Consider the following 23,352-nt stretch of genomic DNA (forward strand, 5'->3'; position numbering starts at 1 on the left):
GACCGGCCCAGACCGACACTCACCCACCGCCCACCGGCTGCCCACGCTCCGGGTTCCCGAGCGCGGCGACGAGGACGGCAGATACCGTTTCCCCAGCGACCGTCCCCTCGTGGTCGTGGGGAGGAGTGTGCGCCGGTGGCCGTCCGAGCGGTGCGCGGAGCCACGCAGCTCGAGGTCGACGACCGCGACCACATGCTGGAGCGGGTCGCCGAGATGGTCCTCGACGTCATGGCGTCCAACGGGCTCGTCGTCGACGACTTCATCTCGGTCATCTTCACCGCGACGTCGGACCTGGTGGCGGAGTTCCCGGCGTACGCCGCCCGCCGGCTCGGCTTCGGCGACGTACCGCTCCTGTGTGCCCGCGAGCTCGAGATCGCCGGCTCGATGCCGCGCGTCGTCCGGATGATGGCGCACGTCGAGTCCGACCTGCCGCGCGCCGACGTCACCCACGTCTACCTGCACGGGGCGGCTGCCCTGCGCAAGGACCTGACCCGCACCCGCGAGGTCCCCGACGAGGAGAAGACCGGTGGCTGAGGGGCGGCTCCAGGGCCCGGTGCTGGTGGTCGGCGCCGGCCTGCTCGGCACGTCCCTCGGCCTCACCCTCACCAAGCTCGGCGTCCCGGTCTGGCTGCGCGACACGTCCTCGGAGCACCTGCGCACGGCCCTCGGGCTCGGCGCGGGCCAGATCGCGCCGGACATCGCGCCGCCGCCGCAGCTGGTCGTCGTCGCCGTACCTCCCGACGTCATCGGCGAGACGCTGCGCTGGGCGCTCACCCACCACCCCCAGGCCGTCGTCACCGATGTCGGGAGCATCAAGACCGGCCCGCTCGAACAGCTGCGAGCACGGGGGAGCCAAGGACTGGCGCGGTACGTCGGGGGGCACCCGATGGCGGGCAGCGAGCGCTCCGGGCCGCTGGCGGCCAGCGCGGCGCTGTTCGACGGGCGGCCGTGGGCCGTCACCCCGCACCAGGACTCCTCCGCCGACGCCGTCGAGCTGGTGCTGGAGCTGGTGCGGATGACGGGCGCGACACCGGTGCGGATGAGCCCCGACGAGCACGACCGCGCGGTCGCCCGTACCTCCCACCTCCCGCACCTCCTCGCCAGCCTGGTCGCCGGCCGCCTCGTGGACGCGCCGCCCGGCCACCTCGCGCTCTCCGGCCAGGGCGTCCGCGACGTCACGCGCGTCGCGGCCGGCGACCCTGACCTCTGGCAGCAGATCGTCACCGGCAACGCTCCGGCCGTGGTGCACCTGCTGGGCGAGGTACGTGACCAGCTCGACGAGCTGATCGCCGCGGTCTCGAAGGGCAAGCGCAAGGAGCTGACCGCGATCCTCGAGCAGGGCGTCGCGGGTACGACGGCCATCCCCGGCAAGCACGGCGGCCCGGCCCGGCAGACCGCGTCGGTGTTCGTGTCCGTGCCCGACCACCCCGGGGAGCTGGCGCGCCTGTTCGCGGACGCGGGGGCGAGCGGCGTGAACATCGAGGACGTCCGCATCGACCACGACCCCGGACGGCCCACCGGACTCGTCGAGCTCCTCGTCGCACCCGACATGGAGGAGCACCTGCTGACGTCTCTCGAATCCCGGGGTTGGGTGACCCACCGGTAGGCTTCGCCCGGTGAGCAGGAGCCCGGTCATCGCCATCGACGGCCCCTCCGGCTCCGGCAAGTCCAGTACGTCGCGGGGGGTCGCGGCCCGTCTCGGGCTGAGGTACCTGGACACCGGCGCGATGTACCGCGCCATGACCTGGTGGCTGCTGCGCCAGGGTGTCGACGTCCACGATGCCGCGGCCGTCGCCGCCCGCGTCGACGGCCCCGAGATCCTGTCCGGCACCGACCCGCTCGGCCCGACGATCATGGTCGACGGCATCGACGTGGGTCTGGCCATCCGATCCGACGAGGTCAACGCCGCGGTCTCCCCGGTCAGCGCGGTGCCCGAGGTGCGCGCGCGCCTCGTGGAGCTCCAGCGCGAGGCGATCGGGGACGGCGGCATCGTCGTCGAGGGCCGCGACATCGGCTCGGTCGTCGCCCCGGACGCCGACGTGAAGGTCTACCTCACCGCCGACGCCGCCGCACGTGCGGAGCGCCGCGCCGCCGAAGCGGGCGCGCGCGACGTCGAGGCCACCCGCGACTCGCTCCTGGCCCGCGACCGCATCGACTCCAGCCGCGCCGCGTCGCCGCTCGTGATGGCCGAGGGTGCCGTGCACATCGACGGGACGGCGTACACCCTCGACGAGGTCATCGACCTCGTCGTCTCCCTGGTGGAAGCGCGGGAGACCGTTTCGTGACTGCGCTCCCCGACATCTCGGGGGTGCCGCACCCGCCCACGTGGCAGCTCCACCCCCGTCGCTGGTTCGGCCGGTTCGTCGTACGCCGCCGGGTCGAGGTACGCGAGCACGGCGCCGCCAACGTCCCCGTCGACGGCCCGGTCATCGTGCTGGCCAACAACGCCGAGCTCGACGACCGACCGCTCGTGGCACTGTTCGGGCCGCGCCCGGTCCTCGCGGTGGGGCCCGACGACGGTTCTGCCGCCCCTGGGGTGATGAAGACCTGCCTGCGCGTCCTCGCCGACGGCCATGTCCTCGGCCTGTACCCCGAGCACCAGCGCGGCGCGGCGTACCTCGCCCTCGTCTCCGGCGCGCCCGTCGTGCCACTGACGTTCCTGGGTGCCCACCAGCCACGCCGCGGGCGGCTCGACCTGGTCTACGGCACGCCCTACCGCACCGCGGCCCTCGCCTGGCCGCGGACCAAGAAGCAGGTCGAGGCCACCGCGCTCGACCTGCGCGTGCACATGCTGGTCGCTCTCGACGCGGCCCGTTCCCTGACCGGCCGGCAGCTGCCCGGGCCGGTCCCACCAGCCGGAGGTACGTCATGACCGAGATCTCGATGGGGCCGGTCCTGGCCGTCGTCGGCCGCCCGAACGTCGGCAAGTCCACGCTCGTCAACCGCATCATCGGCCGCCGCGAGGCGGTCGTGGAGGACGTCCCGGGCGTGACCCGCGACCGCATCTCCTACGACGCGGTCTGGAACGGCCGCACGTTCACCGTCGTGGACACCGGCGGCTGGGACCCGGACGCCAAGGGGATCGCCGAGCGGATCCGGGCCCAGGCGGAGATCGCGGTCACCCTGGCCGACGCGGTGCTGTTCGTGGTGGACGCGACCATCGGCATCACCGACGCCGACGAGGCCGTCGTCCGCGTGCTGCGCCGCGCGGGGAAGCCGGTCGTGCTGGCCGCCAACAAGGTCGACGACGCCCGCGCCGAGGCCGAGGCGTTCGGTCTGTGGAACCTCGGGCTCGGCGAGCCGCACGTCGTCTCGGCGCTGCACGGCCGCGGTTCGGGCGACCTGCTCGACGCGGTGCTCGAGGCGCTGCCCGAGGCGCCGGAGGACACCTTCGAGCAGGAGGCCGGGCCGCGCCGGATCGCCATCGTGGGCAAGCCGAACGTCGGCAAGTCCTCGCTGCTCAACAAGCTCGCGGGGGAGGAGCGGTCGGTCGTCGACAACGTCGCCGGCACCACCGTCGACCCGGTCGACGAGCTGGTCGAGCTCGACGGGCGCACCTGGCGGTTCATCGACACCGCCGGCATCCGCAAGCGGGTCAAGGAGGCGTCGGGGCACGAGTACTACGCCTCCCTCCGTACGTCGACCGCGATCGACCGTGCGGAGGTCGCCGTCCTCGTGCTCGACGGCAGCCAGTCGATCTCCGAGCAGGACATGCGGATCATCCAGACCATCCGGGACGCCGGGCGGGCCCTGGTGATCACCTTCAACAAGTGGGACCTCGTCGACGAGGAGCGCCGCTACTACCTCGACCGTGAGATCGAGCGCGACCTGGTGCAGGTGCAGTGGGCGCCGCGGATCAACGTGACCGCGCGCACCGGCTGGCACGTCGACCGGCTGGTGCCGGCCCTCGACAAGGCCCTGGAGGGCTGGGAGACGCGCATCCCGACCGGCGCGCTCAACACCTTCCTCGGCCGGCTGGTCTCCGAGCACCCGCACCCCGTGCGCGGCGGCAAGCAGCCGAAGATCCTGTTCGGCACCCAGTCGTCGGTCGCGCCGCCGACGTTCGTCCTGTTCACCAGCGGTAAGCTGGACGCGTCGTACGAGCGGTACATCGAGCGCCGGCTGCGCGAGCAGTTCGGCTTCGTCGGCACGCCGATCCTGATCAACCAGCGTCCGCGGGAGAAGCGCAAGCGGTAACTTCACGGGATGCGCGCCCCCCAGAGATCGACCCGCGTCCTGCTGGCGTTCGTGCTACTCACGGCGGTCCCGTCGTCTGCGGTTGGTCTCGCGACGGGCGCCAGGGCGCCCTCCTCGACCAACGGGGACTCGACCAGCGTGGGCCACTGCCCGGACTTCCCGGCCGACAACTGGTGGCACGCCGACGTGTCGCACCTGCCCGTGCATGCGCGCTCGGCCCAGTGGCTCTCGCACATGTCGACCGACCGGGACCTGCACCCGGACTTCGGGCCGTCGTACGGCGACGGCCCCAACTACGGCATCCCGGTCACCGTCGTCGACGGCTCGCACCCGAAGGTGAAGGTGCGCTTCGACTACGCCTCGGAGAGCGACAAGGTGCGCTACCCGCTCGGCGACGACACCCGCATCGAGGGCGGGCGCAACTCCGGCGGCGACATGCACGCGATCGTGGTCGACCGCTCGACGTGCACGCTCTACGAGACCTGGAACACGCGCGTCTCCGGCTCGACCTGGACCGCCGGCTCCGGCGCGGTCTGGAAGCTGACCTCGAACGCCCTGCGTCCCGACTCGTGGACCTCCGCGGACGCGGCCGGCCTGCCGATCCTGCCGGGCCTGCTGCGCTGGAAGGAGGTCAAGAACGGCAACGTCGACCACGCCATCCGCTTCACGACCGACACGACGAGCAGCTGGCACCTGTGGCCCGCCCGCCACGACGCCGGCTCGACGTCGTCGAAGGCCTACCCGCCGATGGGTGCGCGGTTCCGGCTGGCGGCGTCGTTCCCGCTGACGGGTTTCTCGGCGAAGGCGAAGGTCGTGCTGCGGGCCATGAAGAAGTACGGCCTGGTGCTCGCCGACAACGGGTCGCCGTGGTACTTCCAGGGCGAGCAGAACAAGAACTGGCCCTCGGCGTTCGTCGAGGACCTCAAGCGGATCCCGGCCTCGGCGTTCGAGGCCGTCGACACCTCGTCGCTGATGGTCGACCCGGACTCCGGGGAGGTCGGGTAGGACCGTCCGGCTACACGGTGGTGAGCACGAGGAACGCCGCCATCGCGAGGACCATGGCACCTCCGTAGCAGGCGAGCGCGACGAGGACCTTGTGCTTGACCTGCAGGCCGTCGTAGACGGTGTAGCGGAACCGGTGCGCGGCGTGGACGAGCATCGGCACGATCAGCGCGAAAAGGGCGATCCGCGTGAACCAGGACTGGACGAGACCTTCGAGGTGCGCGTGGCTCGGGTCCACCCAGCCGAGCGGCAGGGCGAACGCGAGCAGCACCACGAGGACCGGCAGGAACACCGCGGCGACCACCCCGCCGCCGCTGAAGGTCAGCCACACGAACGGCAGCACCCGGAACTTCATGCCTTGACCACCAGCCAGTAGATGAAGGCCGAGACCACGGCGAGCGCGACGTACTGCGCCGCGAGCATCGCCGTGCCAGGCACCCGCCGCCCACCCAGGCGCAGCACCATCGCCTTCGGAGTCAGTGCGAACCAGGTGACCGTGTGCAGCACCAGGAAGGCGAGCCCCACGGCGTTCACGACCAGCAGCAGCGGGCTGGTGGCACGGTCGAGGAACTCGTCGTACCGCTGCTGACCGCCGGCCACCGCGGCGACGAACATCAGCAGGTACACCACGAACCAGGCGACGAAGATGCTGCTCAGCTCGCGCATGACGAACAGGAAGTACGACCGCTTGTGCACCCACCAGAAGACGCCGATCCGGCGCTGGTACGACGGGACGCGGGTGACGGGAGCGCTCATCGCCTGAGCGCCTTCGGGAGCAGGAAGGCCTTCACGCTCTCCTGGGCGGCCTTGAGCTTGTAGCGCTGGATCGCACCCGCGGGGTCGACGTGCTTGGGACACACGCTCGTGCACTCCCCGACGAAGGTGCAGCCCCACACGCCTTCCTTCTCGATCAGCACGTCGAGCCGCTCGCGGGAGCCGCGGTCCCGCGAGTCCAGGTCGTACCGCTCGGCCAGGGCGATCGCGGCCGGACCGACGAAGTCGGGGTCGAGGCCGTAGACCGGGCACGCGGCGTAGCAGAGCATGCAGTTGATGCACATGCTGAACTGCTGGTAGGCCTCGAGCTCCTCCGGCGTCTGGATGTACTCGCCGTCGATCTCGGTGACGTCGTCGTCGCGGATGATCCAGGGCTTGACCCGCGGCAGCTTCTCCATGAAGTCGGTGATGTCGACGATCAGGTCCTTGACGACGGGGAAGTTCGCCAGCGGCTCCACGCGCACCGGGCCGGGCGCGTAGTCGGAGAGGAAGGTGGCGCAGGTCAGCCGGGGCTCGCCGTTGACGTTCATCCCGCAGCTGCCGCAGATCCCCATCCGGCACGACCAGCGGAACGACAGCGTCTCGTCCTGCTCGGCCTTGATGTGGTTGAGCCCGTCGAGGACGGTCCACTCCGTGCGCAGCGGCACCTCGTAGTCCACCGGCACCGGCTGGCTGTTCTTGTCGGGCCGGTAGCGAGTCACCTGCATGGCGATCGAGTCGTCCATCTCTACCTTCCGTAGGTCCGCTCGCCGGGTGGCCAACGGGTGATGGTCACCGGCAGCCGGTCGACGCTCGGGTTCCCGTCGTGGTCGCGCCGGACCGTGTGGTGGACGAGGAACCGCTCGTCGTCGCGCTTGGGGAAGTCGGTGCGCTGGTGCGCGCCGCGCGACTCCTCACGCGCCAGGCCGGAACGCAGGATGCACTCGCCGATGTCGATGAGGTTCTCGAGCTCGAGGGCGGCCACCAGCTCGGTGTTGAAGGACGGGCTGGTGTCCCGGACCCCGACGGCGCCCACCCGCTCCCTGAGCGCCTGGAACGTGTCGGCACCCTTCTCCAGCGACGGACCGGTCCGGTAGATGCCGGCCGCGTCCTCCATCGTGGTCTGCAGCTCCTCACGGATCCTGGCCACGCCGTCGTCGAGCGGGGTGTCGCGGGCGAGCAGGTGCTCCAGGCGACGCGTCTCGTCGGACACCTGGGCGGCGATGGCCGCGGGCGGCGCGGGAGCGGCGGCGGCGTCCTCGGCGGCGGCTCGCCCCGCGCGGGCCCCGAAGACCAGACACTCGGGGAGCGAGTTGGAGCCCAGGCGGTTGGCGCCGTTGATGCTGACGCAGGCCGTCTCGCCGGCGGCGTACAGGCCGTCCAGGCCGGCCCTCCCGTCGATGTCGGTGTGGACCCCGCCCATCATGTAGTGGACGACCGGTCGCACGGGGATGAGGTCGGTGACCGGGTCGATCCGTTCGTACTGGAGGCAGAGCTCGCGCACCATCGGCAGCTTGGTGTCGATGAGCTTGGCGCCGAGGTGACGCAGGTCGAGGTGCACGATCGGGCCCCACGGCGAGTCGGTCGTCCGCCCCTTCTCGACCTCGTGCACGAAGGCCTGGGACAGCCGATCACGGGGGCCCAGCTCCATGCTGCGCAGCGTCGGCTTGTCCGTGGGCGTCCCGAGGTCGTAGTCCTGCAGGTAGCGGTAGCCGTCCTTGTTGAGCAGCCAGCCGCCCTCGGCGCGCGTGGCCTCCGTGATCAGGATCCCGGTGAACGGCAGGCCGGTCGGGTGGTACTGGACGAACTCCATGTCCTTGAGCGGCGCACCCGCCCGGTAGGCGAGCGCCATGCCGTCGCCGGTGTTGATGTTGGCGTTGGTCGTGAAGGGGAAGACCTTGCCGCAGCCGCCCGTCGCGAGCACGACGGCCTTGGCGGTGATCGCCCGGATCCGGCCGGTGGCCAGCTCGACGGAGACGACGCCGTAGACCCGGCCCTCGTCGACCAGGAGCCGCGTCACGAACGACTCGTCGTACCGCTTGACGGCGCGGTACTTGAGCGAGGTCTGGAACAGGGCGTGCAGCATGTGGAACCCGGTCTTGTCGGCGGCGAACCAGGTGCGCATCTTCTTCATGCCGCCGAAGGCCCGCACCGCGATGCGCCCGTCGTCCTGGCGGCTCCACGGGCAGCCCCAGTGCTCGAGCTGCAGCAGCTCGCGGGGTGCCTCGTTCACGAACGCCTCGATGGCGTCCTGGTCGCCCAACCAGTCGCTGCCCGAGATGGTGTCGTAGATGTGCTCCTCGATGCTGTCGTCGTCGGCCATCACGCCGGCCGCGCCGCCCTCGGCGGACACCGTGTGGCTGCGCATCGGGTAGACCTTGGACACGACGGCCACGTCGAGGTCGGGACGGGTCTCCGCGATCGCGATGGCCGCACGGAGTCCGGCTGCGCCGCCGCCCACCAGGAGTACGTCGTGGGCGGCGGTGGTCGCGCCCTCACTCACCCCGCAGCTCCTCGTCGGTGAGCACCTTTCCCTGATGGCTCACCACCATGCGGTGGACGCTCCCGTCGTGGAACTCCTCCTTCGCGATGCGGCAGCCGCACGCGAAGAGCAGCTCCTCGGTCACGAGGCCCTGCTGGTCCTCGCTGACGAAGGACTCGCCGTCGCGGGTGGCGCCACAGGGAGCGAGCCGGGCCTCGAAGCGGCTGACGGTTGACGTCATGGACTTCCTCCCTTGACGGGGCGACCGGTCCAGACTGCTCCTCGGGCGGCGTCCTTGGGAAGAGGGACGTCAGCCCTTGTGGCGCGGCTTCTTCGTCCGCGCCGCCGAGGGCGGTCCGCTGTCGCGCTGCAGCGCGATGAGCTTTCCGGAGATGCGCGTGCCGGCCAGTCGCTCCTCGGTGCCCGGCGGCAGCTCGGCGGGCAGCTCCACGAGCGAGAAGTCCGGCCGGATGCTGATGTGCCCGAAGTCGCGGCGGTTCAGGCCACCCTCGTTGGCGAGTGCGCCGACGATCTGGCGCGGCTCGACCTTGTGACGCTTGCCGACGGCGATGCGGTACGTCGCCAGCGGCGCCTCGTCGTACCGGCGGGAGGTCCGTGGCTCCGGCCGCTCGCCGGTGCGGTCTGCCCGCTCGGCCCGTTGCGGTCGCTCGCCCCGTGCGGGCCGCTGCGGCTCCGGCTCGAGCAGCAGGGGAGTGTCACCCTGGAGCACGACGGCCAGCGCCGCGGCCACGTCGACCTCGGGGACGTTGTGCTCGCGGACGTAGTGGGAGACCACGTCGCGGAAGAACTCGACCCGCTCACTGGACAGCGCCTCGGTGATCGCGCCGTCGAAGCGCGCGAGCCGCGTGGTGTTGACGTCGTCCACGCTCGGCAGGTCCATCTGGGTGAGCGGCTGCCGGGTCGTGCGCTCGATCGAGCGGAGCAGGTGCCGTTCGCGCGGGGTGACGAAGGAGATGGCGTCGCCGCTGCGCCCCGCGCGCCCCGTACGGCCGGTGCGGTGCACGTAGGACTCGGGGTCGGTGGGGATGTCGTAGTTGACGACGTGGCTGATGCGGTCGACGTCGAGGCCGCGTGCGGCGACGTCGGTGGCGACGAGGATGTCGAGCTTGCCGTCCCGCAGCTCGCCGATGGTCCGCTCGCGCTGGGCCTGGACGATGTCCCCGTTGATGGCCGTCGCGGAGAAACCGCGGGCCCGCAGCTTCTCCGCCAGCGTCTCGGTCTCGTTCTTGGTGCGGACGAAGACGATCATCCCCTCGAAGTTCTCGACCTCCAGGATGCGCGTCAGTGCGTCGACCTTCTGCGGGTAGGACACCATGAGGTAGCGCTGGGTGATGTTCGCCGACGTCGCCGTCTTGTTCTTGACCGTGATCTCGACCGGGTCGCGCAGGTACTTCTTGGAGATCCGCCGGATCTGCGGCGGCATCGTCGCCGAGAACAGCGCGACGTTCTTCTCGACAGGGGTGTCGGCCAGGATCGTCTCGACGTCCTCGGCGAAGCCCATGTTGAGCATCTCGTCGGCCTCGTCGAGCACCAGGAACCGGAGCTCGCTCAGGTCCAGGGTGCCGCGGGCGAGGTGGTCCATGATCCGGCCGGGCGTGCCGACCACGACGTGCACGCCGCGGCGCAGCGCGCTCAGCTGCACGCCGTACCCCTGCCCGCCGTACACGGGAAGCACGTGCACACCCGGGACGTGCGTGGCGTACCGCTCGAACGCCTCGCACACCTGGAGTGCGAGCTCGCGGGTCGGCGCCAGCACCAGGGCCTGCGGCGTCTTCTGCTTCAGGTCGAGCCGGGACAGGATCGGCAGCGCGAACGCCGCGGTCTTGCCGGTGCCGGTCTGCGCGAGCCCGACCACGTCGCGGCCCTCGAGGAGCGTGGGGATGGTGGCGGCCTGGATGGGCGACGGCGTCTCGTACCCGACGTCCTGCACCGCCTGGAGCACGCGCGCGTCGAGTCCGAGGTCGGCGAACGTGACCTCGACCTCGGCCGCCTCGGAACCGTCGGTCATGCCCTCACCGTAGGGCCGTCCGGCGGCCCGTGCCGATTCCGGGAGCCCCGAACCGGTCCGGTAGGGTTCACCAGGCCCGCCAGCGATGCTGGTGGGCATCGGGCTGTGGCGCAGTTTGGTAGCGCACTTGACTGGGGGTCAAGGGGTCGCAGGTTCAAATCCTGTCAGCCCGACAATCGGACGGCAGCGTCTGCCAGGTCCCTCGCCGGACCTCGGCATCCCTTCCTAGTTGATGATCTCGCCGCGCTCGTCGGCGAGCAGCTCCGCCAGCCGGTCCCGCCAGGTCTGGAGCGCCTCGGGCGTCAGCCGGGTCCAGTCGGTCACCTCGCCGACGACCCTGAGCGGTTGCGTGCTGCGGTAGGACCGCGTGGGGTTGCCCGGGAACTTCTTGTCGGTCACGTTCGGGTCGTCCTCGAACGCACCGGCCGGCTCGACGACGTACACACGGGGTGCACCGTCGCCCGCCGCGAGCTCCGCGGCCAGCCCGGCACCGTCGCGCAGCGCGGTGAAGTAGATGTGGTTCATCACGATCTCGGGCCGGTAGTTCGACCGGAAGCCCGCGGTGAGGAGGTCGCCGACCCGCAGGTCGGCCTTCGTGCCGTGGAAGAACGGCCCCTCGTCCAGCACGTCGCTCACCGCGTCAGCCTAGGACGAGCACGACAGCCGGGTGGACGACAGCAGCGGTCACACCAGCTCGCCGACCAGGTCGCCGAACGCTGCGAGGTACCTGTCGACGTCCTCGTCGGTGGCGGCGACCGAGCAGGTGGGCCCCGCGCCGACGATGGCGTCCCAGACGCCCCGGTTGGCCAGGTACACGCGCACCAGCCGGCGCAGCGGCACGTCGAGGGTCGCCATCGCCTCCGTCGCGGTGCGGGGGAGGGCCGGGCTGAACGACAAGCCGCTGCGGGGCCAGAACCGGTGCGTGGTCCACGCCAGCCCGGCCGCGGCCACGACCTCCTCGAGCCCGTCGGCCAGCCGCGTTCCCAGTCGTCGGGTGTGGGCGTACGCCTCGTCGGTCAGCACCTCGCCCATCGCTGCGCGAGCCGCGGCCATGGAGAGCGGGTTGCCGAACAGGGTGCCGCCGACCGCGACCTGCGGCTTGTCGTCGTCGCGACCGGCCGGGCGCTCCAGCACGGCCGCCACGTCCGGGGTCATCCCGTATGCGCCCAGCGGGATGCCGGCGGCGATCGACTTGCCGACCGTGACGAGGTCCGGGTCGAGCCCCCACCTGCTGGTGAGTCCTCCGGGGCCCACGACCTGCGTGTGCGTCTCGTCGTAGGCCAGCAGCGTGCCCGTCCGCCTGGTCACCTCGCGCAGTCCTGCGTGGAACCGGTCGTCCGGCATCAGGAGGCCGACGTTGTTGGTGAGCGCCGGCTCGGTGATCACCAGCGCCACCTCGTGGCTCGCCAGCGCGCGCTCCAGGGCGTCGAGGTCGTTGAACGGCACGATGACCGTTCGCGCGGTGACGTCACGCGGCAGACCGTCCTCCTCGGGCACGAGGCGGCCGTCCTCCAGCTGGACCAGGACGTCGTCGAAGTGCCCGTGGTACTTGCCGTCGAAGAACAGCACCTTCTCGCGGCCGGTCGCGGACCGGGCGATCCGGATGACCTCGGTGTTGGCGCTCGTCGCCGCCAGGGTGAACTGCCACAGCGGCAGTCCGTAGCGCCGCGCGAGCTCCCCGGCGACCCAGATGGAGTCGTCGGTCGGCAGCAGGTACTGCGATCCCAGGGCGACCTGCCGGCTGACTGCCTCCACCACCGGGGCCGGCCCGTAGCCGGTGAACATGGACATGTCGGCGATGTTGAAGTCGGCGTACTCGTGACCGTCGACGTCACGCAGGCGTGACCCGGCCGCCGACTCGATGAAGAGGGGCGGGTGGTCGTAGGACGTGCGCAGCCAGCTCATGGGCACGCCGTTCGGCATCACGCCCCGGCCCGCGGCCCAGAGCGCCGCGCTCCGCGGTCGGGCCGCGACGAAGGCAGCGTCCTCGCGCTCCTTCAGCGCCGCCACCCGGGCCGGATCCACTCTCGTCGCCACCTGCGGAAGCGTAGGGCGTCACCGGGCACTGACGTACCGGCCGCGACCCCACGCGGCAGCGGCCCCGTGACTAGGGAGGAGCGGCCGTCCTGATCGTGTCGATCACGCCAGCAGGCCAGCTGTCCCCGTCCGGCAAGAACGTGACGCGGGCGATCATGCCCGAACGCTCGTCGAGGGTGATCACACCGACCTCTGGCGAGACGGCCAGGCCGGCCATCACGTCGGCAGCGACCGGGCCGTCGGCCCGCGGCAGGACGACGACGTCCGGTGCCAGCTTCCTCAGGCTGGTCGTGAACCTGCGATGACCGTCCTTGCGCACCACGCGCCCCACCACCACCATGTCGGGCTCTTGGCCGACGAGCGCGGCGAGCACGTCGGCCTGCAGGTCCGGCAGGTCGGCCAGCAGCACCCGTACGACCCCCTTCGCGGGCGCGGGCTCCCTCGTCACGCCGCTCATCGTCCGAACCCGGCCCGCCACTGACAAGGTCCACGGGATGCCGGCCTGGGGGCGGAGCAGTCCGATGACGACGAACGACTACGTGGAGGACCAGTCTCGGGAGACCAGGACCAGATCCGACGTGGACCCAGGGGATCAGAGACGCGGATGGCCGTTGCTGCTTGGTCGAGGGTCGCCCAGCTCACGCCCTCCGCCGCCGGTCCGCAGCACCTCGGCCGCCTCGCGCCGCGTGGGCGCATCGAGCTTGCGCAGGATGCTGTGGACGTGGTTCTTCACCGTAGGCAGCTGGATGGTCAGTCGACGGGCGATCTGCTTGTTGGACAGGCCCTGCTGCAGCAGCGTGGCGACCTCGAGCTCACGCGTCGTGAGTCGCGACTGGACCGTGGGCGTACGCGAAGCTGGGCCGATGACGGCCAGGCGACGGAGCAAGCCGGCCGCGATGTTGGGGGGACAGTCGAAGTCGCCGTGGACCGCATCGGCCATCCTGGCGACCAACCCGTCGAGCGAGGTGCTGTCGGTGACATAGCCGGCGATGCCGGCCTCGGCGCAGGCGATCACCCAGTCGGGGCTCTCCTCCACTCCGAGCGCAATGACGCTGACCTCGGGTGATCCGGCCAGCCGACGAATTCCCACCAGGCCGGAGGGGCAGCGCAGGTCGTACAGCACGACGTCCACCTCACGACGGCGGACGGTGGGAAGGGCGTCCTCGACGGAGTCTGCGGATCCGACGATCGTCAGGTCGCTCCGGGTGGCCAGCACCTGGGTGAGGCCTTCGCGGTAGATCCGTACCGGGGACACCACGAAGACACGCGTCGTCCCCGGAGCGCGCTGCGATCCGGGCATGTCGCCCTGTCCCCGTTCGTGACTCACCGGACCCTCCCTGTTCCGGAGAGAGTCAGCGAGGGTCCGAGTTGATACACGAGTTGCGCAACGAGTTGACGAACCACCGTGCCAACTCGGACTGACTCGCCTTCAGGGTCGAACGTACGCCCCCGCTGCCGCCCTGTCACCGGCGACCCATCTGCTGCGCGACCGACCCGGATCCAGGTGAAACAGCACCGACGACCTGGCCCGCGTCTGGTCCTCCGTGGTCCGAAGTCGGTCCCTGAGGCTCCATTGCCACTCGGCGGGCTGGCTCCGATGGTCGTGCACAGGTGACGTGAGCCATGCACACGGGGAGGTCAGCGGATGGCTGCCAACGCAATGGGACCGACATATGCGGGTGGGACTCAACCCATCGTCAAGGACGGGTACGCCGTGCTGTACCTGCCCGACGTCAACAACCGTGAGCTGATCGCCCAGGGCGAGGCTCCGGTCTTCTACTACGTGCCCAACCAGGTCCGGATGGCGCGCAAGGAAGGACCGGACAAGGGCGACTACCTCTTCAACCTGGTGCGTTTCGCCGGCACCGGTGGCGAGGGCGTCGTCGGCGGAGGGGGCGACGTCGCCGGAGGCGTGGTGACGTTCTCGACCACCGGCGCCCTGCCCGAGTCGACTCGTCAACAGGCAGAGTCGTCGATCACGGCGCAGTTCGCCGACAGTGACGACGTCTTCTGGGGGATCCGCGGCGCCCGCAAGACCCCGATGTTCCGGCCGGCGATCATCGCCGCGTCCAACACCGCGGTCTCGAACGTCTCTCCGACGCCGCGCGGCTTTCCCGTCATGCGGCCGGCAACGCGGAGCATGGGCACGAGGACCGCGTACTTCGGGATCCCCAGCGCGCGCAGCGGTGCCCGGTCGCCTCGCGTGCTGCGCGACACCGCCGTCCCCGGGGCGGGAGGAGCACCCGCTCCCCAGGCCAGCTCCAACCTCGACCCGTGGTACTGGGACATGCAAGGGCAGGGCGCAGGCTCCATCGACCCGACCGGGACCCACGCGTTCTCCGCCCTCATCGGCGTCTACCCGGCGTCGATCCTCTGGGCTGCCTTCCACGGCACGGCATCGCCGCTGGTCGTGATCCAGAACTACAAGCTCAAGGTGTGGTCGCCGGTCGTCAAGATCACCATCGACGGGCACTGGGACCGGATCTTCGAGCACTTCTCCGCGGCTGCGTCCGGTCGCTACCTGTGGGCCAAGGTCGACCTGCAGGCCGAGTTCAACAACATGCGCACCAACGGCACCATCACCACCGACGTCAAGGTCGACACCACGCTGCCCGGCGCGGACGCCATCGCCCAGCGGCTCCAGCAGAAGTCGGACCTGGTCTTCAACAAGTTCATGGAACAGGCGCAGAAGATGATCTTCGACCCGCCGCAGCCCCAGGTGGAGGCGGCGAAGGCCGACACGAGCGGATGGGGGCTCTGGGGCGTCGGCGTGGCGCTGAAGTACCGCCGCGACGAGACGCACCTCGACCTGCACTACGAGGAGACGCAGCAGTTCGCGTATCTGCAGGACCACACGGTCTCCAGCTCGCTCGCCGGCATGTACGACGAGATCAAGGCCGATCCGGAGGCCGAGAAGAAGTACTTCCTCACCGTCAACCTGGACGACTGGCCACGGAAGCTGAACCGGGTCGTGCGTCCGGTGGCGGCGTGGGAGGACGGCGACGTCCAGTTCATGTCGGTCGAGATCGGCTACCCGGGCACGGATGGCTCCGTGAACTGGCAGGGCCACAGCTTTGCCGGCGACGAGGGCAACGACGGCACCTACAGGTACTCGGCCGTGCAGAAGACCGAGGGAGAGGTCACCAACCCGCCCCAGGGGTGGAAGCCCGACCAGACCTTCATCAAGCGCAAGGTGCACCTCGCCGAGCCGGCCAGCGAGGTCGTCGACCCCTACCGCCGCGTGCAGATCCAGAAGAACGTCATCGAGCTCGACGCCGAGCCCAACGGCTCCTTGCTCAACGACACGATCCTGGAGGTCCGCGCCGACGCGGCCGGGAAGTTGGCCGTCGGACCCGTGCAGCTCGGGGTGGTGCTGACCGACAACACCCAGGTCGTCGAGGCGATCTTCGAGGCGACCAAGGAGGACGGGACGTCACTCGGGATCCCGCAGGTGCGGTTCCGCTGGAACCAGGGCGACTACGACCGGGACCGGATCTGGACCATCTTCACCGGGGACCCGAACTTCAAGCCGTACTACCGCTACAAGGTGATGGTCACCGTCAAGGGCACGTTGTTCGAGCCCGGGCGGGCATGGGAAGGGCCCTGGACCGCGACCCAGGGGAACGGCCCGCTGGTGATCACGGTTCCGCGTCCGGACGGCGAAGGCGTCGTGACGCGGTCCAGGTCGATCCCGGAGCCACGCGTGGCTCGTCTGCGGGCCCTGCCGCCCAGCACGGCCGGTGCCGGTCCGTCCGGCGGCAGTCGGTCGGGACCTTCCGCGTCGTCGGGAGCACGGCCCCGGGCGCGCGAGGCGCAGCCGGCCACCTTCCTCGGCCACCAGCTCTGAGCGGAGTACGTCGTGTCCCTGGACTTCGGGATCGGGAAGGACGGAGCGGGCCGTGCTGTCGTGTCGGCGTCGTTCGTCCTGGCCCGGGCGCCGTCCCCCCCGGACAGGCTCAGCAGCCTGGTCACGCATGCCACCGTGGCACTCGACCTGGTGGCCACGGCCCAGGACATCGTCCTGGCGCGCACGCGTGCCACGGCCCTGCTGGCGAACGGTCCGGCCCGCGCCGTTGCAACGGGCCCGTTCGGGCAGGTGTCCCTGTCGTTCACGGGGCAGGACGACGAGGCCGGCGAGCTGTTGCGCTGCCTGGTCGAGCGCAGCGGCGGACCCACCCTGCGGATGGAGGCGATGACCGCGCCCGGACCAGGAGTGACCCGCAGGGTCAGCATCCAGCTCGGCCGGCTCTGGGAGCTCCTGTCCGACCGACTCGGGGACAGTCGGCAGGTGCGCCGCGTCGAGCTGGAGCGACACCTCGGCGACCTGGTGGAGAGCGGGGCCGTCGGGCTCGTGGAGACGCCGACGTCGCAGGCCGCTCGCGCCGCCGTCGTGGACGTCGTCGTACGTCGGGCCGTCGGCGTGCTCGTTCCCCAGGAGAGCCTCGTGCCACCTCCGCCCGGCGAGGAGACCTACCGCCTGACGGACCGGCCTCCTGGCGACATGAGCATCACGGCCATGGTCACGGTGCCAGGTGGTCCGGGAGCAGTGCTGGTGTCCGAGAAGACGCTCGGCGACCTCGTGGCCGAGGCCGGCGCGGACCCGGCGTCGTTCGTCAGCCTGGTCACCACGGCCGGGGGGCGGCTCACCGGACTCGTCCCGAGTCGCCGGTTGTCGGCCCGCGCCGGTCCGTCGGACCGACTCCTGATGGTCCAGGCCGCCGGTCGGCTCCAACCCCTCGTGCTTGCCGCGGGCGGGAGCCAGGACCGTCCCGTGGTGGCGAGCGCGCTGCGGCCAGATGTGCACGTGGCCATCGCGAACTCGCTGCCGCTGGCCGTGTTCACGCCCGACGAGCAGCAGCAGCCGGGCCCGGTCGTCGGGGCCGAGCACCCGGCGTACTGGCCCGACCGGGTCGATGGCTCCTTCTGGTACGTCCCCGAGCTGACGTTTCTCGCCCCCCAGGCGAACCAGGCACCGGCGGACTCGCCGTTCCTGTTCGACGTGACCCCCACCGGTCACGGCCTGGACGGCAGCGCGGGTCTCGAGGCGACGGTCACCCTGACCATCGGGACCCGGATGCCCGACGACGTGCGAGCGGCCTGGGAGGCCGCGGGAAGCCCGACGGTGAAGCCGGTGGCGAGCGAGGACCTCACGGTCCAGCTCGGGGTGCCGTTCCGCGACCAGAACGGGACCGCGCAGATCCAGTTCCACCTGGCCGAAAGTGCGTCCCCGAGCGCGGACTACGGCACCGACACGGGTCGACTCGTCGCCGTCTTCCGGCTGGCAGACCAGTGGGCGCGGATGGCCTACGGAGCCATGTCGACCCCCGGTTTCCAGGCCGAACCGGCGCGAGTCGTGGTGACCGCGGGCTACCACGGCTGGGTCCACAAGGGCGGGTTCTTCCCCGTCGTCCAACCGGACAAGATCGCCGTGGTCCTGAAGCCCGAGGCGCAGGTCCTGGCCGCGCTCAGGCCGCCGGCGCTCCGCGCGGCACCGGGCGAGCCGGGCACGAACGAACCGCAGCCCCGTTGGAACGTCGGCATCGCCGCCTCGCAGGTGGGTGCGCTGGCCAAGGCCGGCATCACGGTCGAGCCCCGGCTCAACGCCAACGTCGCCCTGATCGCGGCCTGGAACAGGGGCCGGTACGAGTGGACCAGGTTCAACGCCGCCAGCTCGGTGCCCGCATTGGTGCCGTGCGCCGACCACGGGAACCTGTACCGCCGCGTGGTGGCGGGGGAGGAGCCCGTTGGCGTCGGCTGCCAGGACGTCCTCAAGCTCGGGCAGGCGGAGTTCCGCACGCACGAGCCGATCACGGTGGCGGCGGCGCGAGGGTACGGCAAGGTGCTGCGGTCACTGACGCGGCCGGGGCACTACGTACTGGTCCCGGACCGCTACCTCGCCGGGCGGTTCGGGAGCGGTGACGGCGGCCGCGCGTACGACCCACAGCTGCTGCTGACGTCCGTGCTGGACGACGAGACAGCCGCACTCCGGGCGGTGCTGGCGGCGACGCTGGAGGCCGACGTACCGCCGGCCGTGCGCACGGCGATCGTGGACGAGCTGCACGCTCGCAGCCCCGAGGTGACGCTCGACCTGCCGTGGGCGGCCGGACTGACCCAGCAGGTGAGCCTGGCCGTCCCGGGACACGGTGACGTCCAGTGCGTGCCGACGCCGACGGGCTTCACGATCATGCTGACGCTCGACGTCTCCGACTTCCTCGTCGTCAAGGCGATGCTGGAGACGGCGGGGCTCATCGGTGGTGCGGTGTTGACGCTGCCCGACAGGGTCACGGTGTCCAGCACGCTCGAGCTGAGCCTGCGGCACGTGACCGGGCCCTACGACGGTGGGCCGGTGTCTCTCACCCGCGACAACGGCCGGGTCGAGCTCACCAACCGGATCGGGTCCCGGGTCTCGGTGACCTCGCTCCGGGCCGCGGGCGGAAGCGAGATCGCGGTCGGGAAGGTCCTGGCAACGGGGGAGTCGGTGTCCGTGTCGGCGGCCCGCCCGGACCATGGCGAGTACGACGTGGTCAGCGTCGTCGAGGCCGGCCACGACACCCTCGACGAGGTCCGGGTGTACGTGGAGGACCTCGAGGTCGAGATCGTCGTCGTGCTGGCGGGCAACCTCGGGAGCGCTGTTGCGTTGGAGGTGGCCACCACGTTCCAGGGCCACTCCGAGACGGATCCGGTCGTCCTCACCGCGACCCACAAGCAGGAGTCGCGTCGTTTCCTCCTGCCGCTCACGGCGTACGTCGCCGACCCCACCCTCCAGCTCGTGAGCACCGCCGTCGCCGCCGACGGCACCCGCACCTCAGGCGCTCCTCTCGAGTGGGCCCTGCGCAGGCAAGGAGCGGTGATCCCCGTGACCGTCCCGTCGCCCGACGCGTGACGAGCGCACAACGTCCCAGCCAACAACCTCGAAGGAGACCGTGATGTCCGGTTACTCGCTGCACATCGGCCTGAACCACTGCGACCCCAACGCCTACCCCGGCTGGGACTCGACGCTCAGTGGCTGCATCAACGACGCGAACTCCATGATGCAGCTCGCCTCGACCGCGGGCTTCCGGACCCGGCGGATGATCGACGGCGAGGCCACGTCCAACGCGGTGCTCAGCGCGATCGGCAACCTCGGCCGCACCTGCCAGCCCGGGGACATCGCGCTCATCAGCTACTCCGGCCACGGTGGCCAGGTGCCCGACACCAACGGCGACGAGGACGACGGCCAGGACGAGACATGGGTGCTCTACGACCGGCAGGTCGCGGACGACGAGCTGAACCAGGTGTACTCGCAGTTCGCGGCGGGGGTCCGGATCCTGGTGGTCAGTGACAGCTGCCACAGCGGCACCGTCGCCCGTCAGGTGATCAACCTCGCCACCCGTCACGCGGTCGCCACCAACCAGGTCGGCAAGGACCTGTGGCCGGTCGGCGTGACGGTCGAGGAGGCCAAGCCCCGCTTCATGCCCTACTCGATCGCCAAGCTGGACGCGGATCGGAAGAAGAGCGTCTACAGCCTGGTCCAGACGCTCACCCGCAACTCGAAGAATCCCGACCTGGCGGCATCGCTGATCCTGCTGTCCGGGTGCCAGGACAACCAGACGTCCTTCGACGGCACCGTCAACGGCGCCTTCACGACGGCACTGCTCCAGGTGTGGAACCAGGGACGGTTCTCCGGTGACTACCGCTCCTTCCACACCGCGATCCAGGCCCGGATGCCGGCCGATCAGACGCCGAACTTCTACACCCTCGGAGACGTGTCGACGTACCAGACGCAACGGCCCTTCTCACTCGACGCGAGCTCGAGTGGCTCGTCAGGACCGACCGGCGCCACGAGGCCGCAGCTGCAGCAGGGATCCCGTGGCCCGGACGTGGTCTATCTGCAGCAACGGCTGGCCGTGCACGGATACCCACTCGGTGCGGACGGCATCTTCGGGGCCGCGACCGCCCAGGCGGTGCGGACGTTCCAGACGACCAAGGGCATCACCGCCGACGGGATCGTCGGTCCCGTCACCTGGCGGGCCCTCGAGGCCTCCCCGCCGGACGTGGGGACCAGCGGTACGTGGGACACCGGCGGCGGTCAGGACGACGGCGGCTGGGACGGCGGTGGCGGCGGTCAGGACGGCGGCGGCTGGGACGGCGGCGGCGGTGACGGCGGTGACGGTGGTGGCGGCGGTCAGGACGACGGCGGCTGGGACGGCGGCTGGGACGGCGGCGGCGACGGCGGCGGCGGTCAGGACGACGGCGGCTGGGACGGCGGCGACGGCGGCGGCGACGGCGGCGGCGGTCAGGACGACGGCGGCTGGGACGGCGGCGACGGCGGCGACGGCGGCGGCGGTCAGGACGACGGCGGCTGGGACGGCGGCGACGGCGGCGACGGCGGCGGCGGTCAGGACGACGGCGGCTGGGACGGCGGCGACGGCGACGGCGGCGACGGCGGTCAGGACGACGGCGGCGGCTGGGGAGACGACCGCGCCGCGCGATCGGGGCCGGCCGCGACCGCGCGCCCGGTGGTCCGCCAGGGGGACAGCGGCCAGCACGTGCGCACAGCCCAGAGCTGCCTGCGCACGCACGGCTACCGCGGTCCGGTGGACGGCAGGTTCACCGCGCGCATGGCCACCGCCGTCAGGATCTTCCAGAAGAGCCAGGGCCTGCCGAACAGCGGTGTGATCGACCAGGCGACCTGGCGTGCCATCGAGTGCTGAGCGATGGACGCCACCACCCCGGGGGCCCCGGCTGAGCCACCGTCGGGCGACGAGGAGTGGGGTCCCTTCGAGGCCGATCCCCCCGCGCCGACCCCATCGTCGCGCGCCCAGCCTGTCGGCGCCGACACCCGCGAGGGCAGACCCCCCGAACGAGGCATCCCCAAGCTGGTGAACACCGTGTTCGGGGCCGCCCAGACGACGTTCCTGTTGTCCGTCCTCGTGATGTGCGCCGTCCCGGCGCTGGCCATCCTGATGTTCTCCTCGAACCTCGAGCACGGCCGTTGGTCGGTGTTCGCGGTCGGGATCGTGATCTCCGCGGCGGGATTCGTGTCCGGGGGGCTGCTCGGCTTCTTGTTCGCCCTGCCCCGGAGCACCACCGTGGCCGGGTCGTCAGGCAACACCACCGTGGCGATCACCGTGCGCCCCAACACCAACCTCGAGGACGTCTCCGACTGGCTGACCAAGATCATCGTGGGCGTGACGCTGATCCAGATCGGCAAGGCCGACACGGCACTGGGCTTCCTGTTCACGCGGACCGGCGACGCCATGGGAGGCGGCCCGTCCGCGACCACCTTCTCCGCATGCCTGCTCGTCTACTCCTTCGCCTGCGGCCTGATGGGCGGCTGGGTGGCCACTCGGCTGTTCATCGGGCGCTGGATGCAGGCCGCGGACCAGCCGCTCGCCGAGGCGCAACAGGTGGCTCGATCGCTGGGAGGTTCCGACGCCGCCGCCCCGATCAGGGACCAGCGCGACGCCGTCCGGGCCGTGCGGGCGGCTGCGGATAAGAAGGCGTCGGGCTGACGCCTCCGAGTCTCTCGCCTACTGTGACCACCGCCGGTCGAAAGGGGTGAGGGTGAGGGACCTCGACGACGTGGAGCTGCGGGCACTGGCGTTCGTGGACGAGCGCGAGATCGTGCGCGACCTGGTCGAGCTGGTCGCCGTCCCGTCGGTCAGCGGCCACGACGCCGAGAGCGACATCGTGCACGCGCTCGCCGAGCGCCTCGGTGCGCTGGACCTGGAGCTGGACCTGTGGCCGCTGGACCTGCCGGCGCTGACGGCGCGCCCGGACTTCCCGGGCTGGGAGGTGCCGCGCACCGAGGCGTGGGGCCTCGTGGCGACGGCCGCGGACAGCCGCGAGACGAGTACGCCGGCGCTCGTCCTCCAGGGCCACGTGGACGTGGTGCCGCCCGGTGACCTGTCGCGGTGGAAGGGCGAGCCGTTCGCGCCGTACCTCGCGGACGGGCGCGTGCACGGACGCGGGACGGTGGACATGAAGGGCGGGGTGGTCGCGGCGATCGCCGCCGTCCGGGCCGTGCGGGCCGCCGGTGTGCGGCTGCGCCGTCCGTACGCGCTGCACCTGGTCGTGGGGGAGGAGGACGGCGGCCTCGGCGCCTTCGGGACCCTGGCGCGTGGGCACCGAGGAGACGCGTGCATCATCGCGGAGCCCACCAGCGGCACCCTGACGACGGCCAACGCCGGCGCCCTCACGTTCGAGATCGTCGTCCCCGGGCTCGCGACGCACGCAAGCACGTCGTACGCCGGCGTCAGCGCGTTCGACGCCTACCTCGCCGTCCACGAGGCACTCTCCGACCTCGAGCGGCGCCGCAACGACCGGGTGCACCCGCTGATGAGCGAGTACCCGCTGGCCTACCCCTTGTCCGTCGGCCGCGTGACCTGTGGTGACTGGGCCAGCAGCGTGCCGGACCGGCTGGTGGCCGAGGGCAGGCTGGGCGTGGCGCTCGACGAGGACCCGGCCCTCGCGCGCACCGCCCTGGAGGAGGTCGTCGCGCAGGTGGCGAGCACCCACCCGTGGCTGCGCGACCACGCGCCGGCCGTGACCTGGACGGGCGGGCAGTTCGCCAGTGGCCGCTACGCCGGCGACGACGGTCACCTGGCGGGCATCGTGGCCCGGGCTCATGCCGACGTCACCGCCGGACCCGCGCCACGCGAGCGCGGCGCGCCGTACGGCAGCGACCTGCGGCTGTACGCGGACGCCGGCCTGCCGACCCTGCACTACGGCCCCGGCGACGTGCGGCTCGCCCACGGCCCGAACGAGTCGGTGCCGGTGACCGAGCTGGTCACGGTGGCCGAGGCGCTGACCCTGAGTCTCCTGCGCGCGAGCGGCTGACGGAGCCCCTCCCAGGGATCCGCCCGCCCCC

21 protein-coding genes and 1 tRNA gene are annotated in these 23,352 nt (G+C 71.3%); 12 read left to right on the forward strand and 10 right to left on the reverse strand.

Annotated features, from left to right (window positions below):
• Positions 1-135: 135 nt before the first annotated feature.
• From aroH to ISU07_RS18375, 6 genes are read left to right on the forward strand one after another with little or no spacing between them, the layout of a single operon-like run.
• A complete protein-coding gene (gene aroH / locus ISU07_RS18350) occupies positions 136-534 on the forward strand; it encodes a chorismate mutase (protein WP_194708287.1) in 399 nt (132 codons plus the stop codon).
• Positions 527-1,606: a prephenate dehydrogenase gene (locus ISU07_RS18355; protein WP_194708288.1), complete on the forward strand. Its 1,080-nt coding sequence runs from the start codon at positions 527-529 to the stop codon at positions 1,604-1,606. The genes aroH and ISU07_RS18355 overlap by 8 nt, the downstream gene beginning before the upstream one ends.
• Positions 1,607-1,616: 10 nt before the next feature.
• Positions 1,617-2,285, forward strand: coding sequence for a (d)CMP kinase (gene cmk, locus ISU07_RS18360; RefSeq protein ID WP_194708289.1), 669 nt, complete (start codon positions 1,617-1,619; stop codon positions 2,283-2,285).
• On the forward strand, positions 2,282-2,872 hold the full coding sequence (locus ISU07_RS18365) for a lysophospholipid acyltransferase family protein (protein WP_194708290.1): 591 nt from the start codon (positions 2,282-2,284) through the stop codon (positions 2,870-2,872). Before cmk ends, ISU07_RS18365 begins: the two co-directional genes overlap by 4 nt.
• Positions 2,869-4,197 (forward strand): ribosome biogenesis GTPase Der, encoded by a 1,329-nt coding sequence (gene der / locus ISU07_RS18370; protein ID WP_194708291.1) that lies wholly within the window; start codon positions 2,869-2,871, stop codon positions 4,195-4,197. Before ISU07_RS18365 ends, der begins: the two co-directional genes overlap by 4 nt.
• Before the next feature lie 9 nt (positions 4,198-4,206).
• A complete protein-coding gene (locus ISU07_RS18375; protein WP_194708292.1) occupies positions 4,207-5,202 on the forward strand; it encodes a hypothetical protein in 996 nt (331 codons plus the stop codon).
• Between the two features lie 10 nt (positions 5,203-5,212).
• On the opposite strand, the gene ISU07_RS18380 is transcribed toward ISU07_RS18375, so the two are convergent.
• The 6 genes from ISU07_RS18380 to ISU07_RS18405 form a co-directional block, all read right to left on the reverse strand.
• Positions 5,213-5,554, reverse strand: a complete 342-nt coding sequence (locus tag ISU07_RS18380; RefSeq protein ID WP_194708293.1) for a fumarate reductase subunit D — start codon at positions 5,552-5,554, stop codon at positions 5,213-5,215.
• A complete protein-coding gene (locus ISU07_RS18385; RefSeq protein WP_194708294.1) occupies positions 5,551-5,955 on the reverse strand; it encodes a fumarate reductase subunit C in 405 nt (134 codons plus the stop codon). The genes ISU07_RS18380 and ISU07_RS18385 overlap by 4 nt, the downstream gene beginning before the upstream one ends.
• Complete coding sequence (locus tag ISU07_RS18390) at positions 5,952-6,698, reverse strand: succinate dehydrogenase/fumarate reductase iron-sulfur subunit (protein WP_194708295.1); 747 nt, start codon at positions 6,696-6,698, stop codon at positions 5,952-5,954. The genes ISU07_RS18385 and ISU07_RS18390 overlap by 4 nt, the downstream gene beginning before the upstream one ends.
• Before the next feature lie 2 nt (positions 6,699-6,700).
• Positions 6,701-8,455, reverse strand: a complete 1,755-nt coding sequence (frdA, locus tag ISU07_RS18395) for a fumarate reductase (quinol) flavoprotein subunit (protein WP_194708296.1) — start codon at positions 8,453-8,455, stop codon at positions 6,701-6,703.
• The gene (locus ISU07_RS18400; protein ID WP_194708297.1) at positions 8,448-8,675 is read right to left on the reverse strand and encodes a hypothetical protein; all 228 of its coding nucleotides are present in this window, start codon (positions 8,673-8,675) and stop codon (positions 8,448-8,450) included. The genes frdA and ISU07_RS18400 overlap by 8 nt, the downstream gene beginning before the upstream one ends.
• Positions 8,676-8,744: 69 nt before the next feature.
• Entirely contained in the window at positions 8,745-10,463 is a 1,719-nt protein-coding gene (locus ISU07_RS18405; protein ID WP_194708298.1) for a DEAD/DEAH box helicase, read from the reverse strand.
• Positions 10,464-10,562: 99 nt separating this feature from the next.
• On the opposite strand from ISU07_RS18405, the gene ISU07_RS18410 reads away from it, so the two are divergent.
• A tRNA-Pro gene (locus tag ISU07_RS18410) sits at positions 10,563-10,636 on the forward strand.
• Between the two features lie 52 nt (positions 10,637-10,688).
• On the opposite strand, the gene arr is transcribed toward ISU07_RS18410, so the two are convergent.
• The 4 genes from arr to ISU07_RS18430 form a co-directional block, all read right to left on the reverse strand.
• Positions 10,689-11,099, reverse strand: a complete 411-nt coding sequence (gene arr / locus ISU07_RS18415) for an NAD(+)--rifampin ADP-ribosyltransferase (RefSeq protein WP_194708299.1) — start codon at positions 11,097-11,099, stop codon at positions 10,689-10,691.
• Between the two features lie 48 nt (positions 11,100-11,147).
• Positions 11,148-12,500, reverse strand: coding sequence for a transaminase (locus tag ISU07_RS18420; protein ID WP_194708300.1), 1,353 nt, complete (start codon positions 12,498-12,500; stop codon positions 11,148-11,150).
• Positions 12,501-12,570: 70 nt separating this feature from the next.
• Positions 12,571-12,948 (reverse strand): hypothetical protein, encoded by a 378-nt coding sequence (locus ISU07_RS18425; RefSeq protein ID WP_194708301.1) that lies wholly within the window; start codon positions 12,946-12,948, stop codon positions 12,571-12,573.
• A 144-nt stretch (positions 12,949-13,092) separates the two neighbouring features.
• Positions 13,093-13,800 (reverse strand): LuxR C-terminal-related transcriptional regulator, encoded by a 708-nt coding sequence (locus ISU07_RS18430; RefSeq protein ID WP_194708302.1) that lies wholly within the window; start codon positions 13,798-13,800, stop codon positions 13,093-13,095.
• A gap of 345 nt (positions 13,801-14,145) precedes the next feature.
• Here ISU07_RS18430 and ISU07_RS18435 point away from each other — a divergent pair, with 345 nt between their 5' ends.
• From ISU07_RS18435 to ISU07_RS18455, 5 genes are read left to right on the forward strand one after another with little or no spacing between them, the layout of a single operon-like run.
• Entirely contained in the window at positions 14,146-16,347 is a 2,202-nt protein-coding gene (locus ISU07_RS18435) for a hypothetical protein (protein WP_194708303.1), read from the forward strand.
• A 12-nt stretch (positions 16,348-16,359) separates the two neighbouring features.
• Complete coding sequence (locus ISU07_RS18440; RefSeq protein ID WP_194708304.1) at positions 16,360-19,383, forward strand: hypothetical protein; 3,024 nt, start codon at positions 16,360-16,362, stop codon at positions 19,381-19,383.
• Between the two features lie 43 nt (positions 19,384-19,426).
• The gene (locus ISU07_RS24545) at positions 19,427-21,193 is read left to right on the forward strand and encodes a peptidoglycan-binding protein (protein WP_194708305.1); all 1,767 of its coding nucleotides are present in this window, start codon (positions 19,427-19,429) and stop codon (positions 21,191-21,193) included.
• A 3-nt stretch (positions 21,194-21,196) separates the two neighbouring features.
• Positions 21,197-21,994, forward strand: a complete 798-nt coding sequence (locus ISU07_RS18450; protein WP_194708306.1) for a hypothetical protein — start codon at positions 21,197-21,199, stop codon at positions 21,992-21,994.
• Positions 21,995-22,046: 52 nt separating this feature from the next.
• Positions 22,047-23,321 carry an ArgE/DapE family deacylase gene (locus ISU07_RS18455; RefSeq protein WP_323742699.1) on the forward strand — a complete coding sequence of 425 codons (1,275 nt, stop codon included), beginning with the start codon at positions 22,047-22,049 and terminating at the stop codon, positions 23,319-23,321.
• The last annotated feature ends 31 nt before the right edge of the window (positions 23,322-23,352 follow it).

It is taken from the genome of Nocardioides islandensis (genome assembly GCF_015352455.1).
GTDB classification, from domain to species: Bacteria; Actinomycetota; Actinomycetes; order Propionibacteriales; family Nocardioidaceae; genus Nocardioides; species Nocardioides islandensis.

Bases quoted from the DNA above. Each gene is read 5' to 3' on its own strand.
- der (WP_194708291.1), top strand. From the start codon at position 2,869: ATGACCGAGATCTCGATGGGGCCGGTCCTGGCCGTCGTCGGCCGCCCG.
- ISU07_RS18380 (WP_194708293.1), bottom strand. From the start codon at position 5,554: ATGAAGTTCCGGGTGCTGCCGTTCGTGTGGCTGACCTTCAGCGGCGGC.
- ISU07_RS18430 (WP_194708302.1), bottom strand. From the start codon at position 13,800: ATGCCCGGATCGCAGCGCGCTCCGGGGACGACGCGTGTCTTCGTGGTG.
- ISU07_RS18400 (WP_194708297.1), bottom strand. From the start codon at position 8,675: ATGACGTCAACCGTCAGCCGCTTCGAGGCCCGGCTCGCTCCCTGTGGC.
- ISU07_RS18450 (WP_194708306.1), top strand. From the start codon at position 21,197: ATGGACGCCACCACCCCGGGGGCCCCGGCTGAGCCACCGTCGGGCGAC.
- ISU07_RS18390 (WP_194708295.1), bottom strand. From the start codon at position 6,698: ATGGACGACTCGATCGCCATGCAGGTGACTCGCTACCGGCCCGACAAG.
- ISU07_RS18405 (WP_194708298.1), bottom strand. From the start codon at position 10,463: ATGACCGACGGTTCCGAGGCGGCCGAGGTCGAGGTCACGTTCGCCGAC.
- ISU07_RS18435 (WP_194708303.1), top strand. From the start codon at position 14,146: ATGGCTGCCAACGCAATGGGACCGACATATGCGGGTGGGACTCAACCC.
- ISU07_RS24545 (WP_194708305.1), top strand. From the start codon at position 19,427: ATGTCCGGTTACTCGCTGCACATCGGCCTGAACCACTGCGACCCCAAC.
- ISU07_RS18375 (WP_194708292.1), top strand. From the start codon at position 4,207: ATGCGCGCCCCCCAGAGATCGACCCGCGTCCTGCTGGCGTTCGTGCTA.
- ISU07_RS18385 (WP_194708294.1), bottom strand. From the start codon at position 5,955: ATGAGCGCTCCCGTCACCCGCGTCCCGTCGTACCAGCGCCGGATCGGC.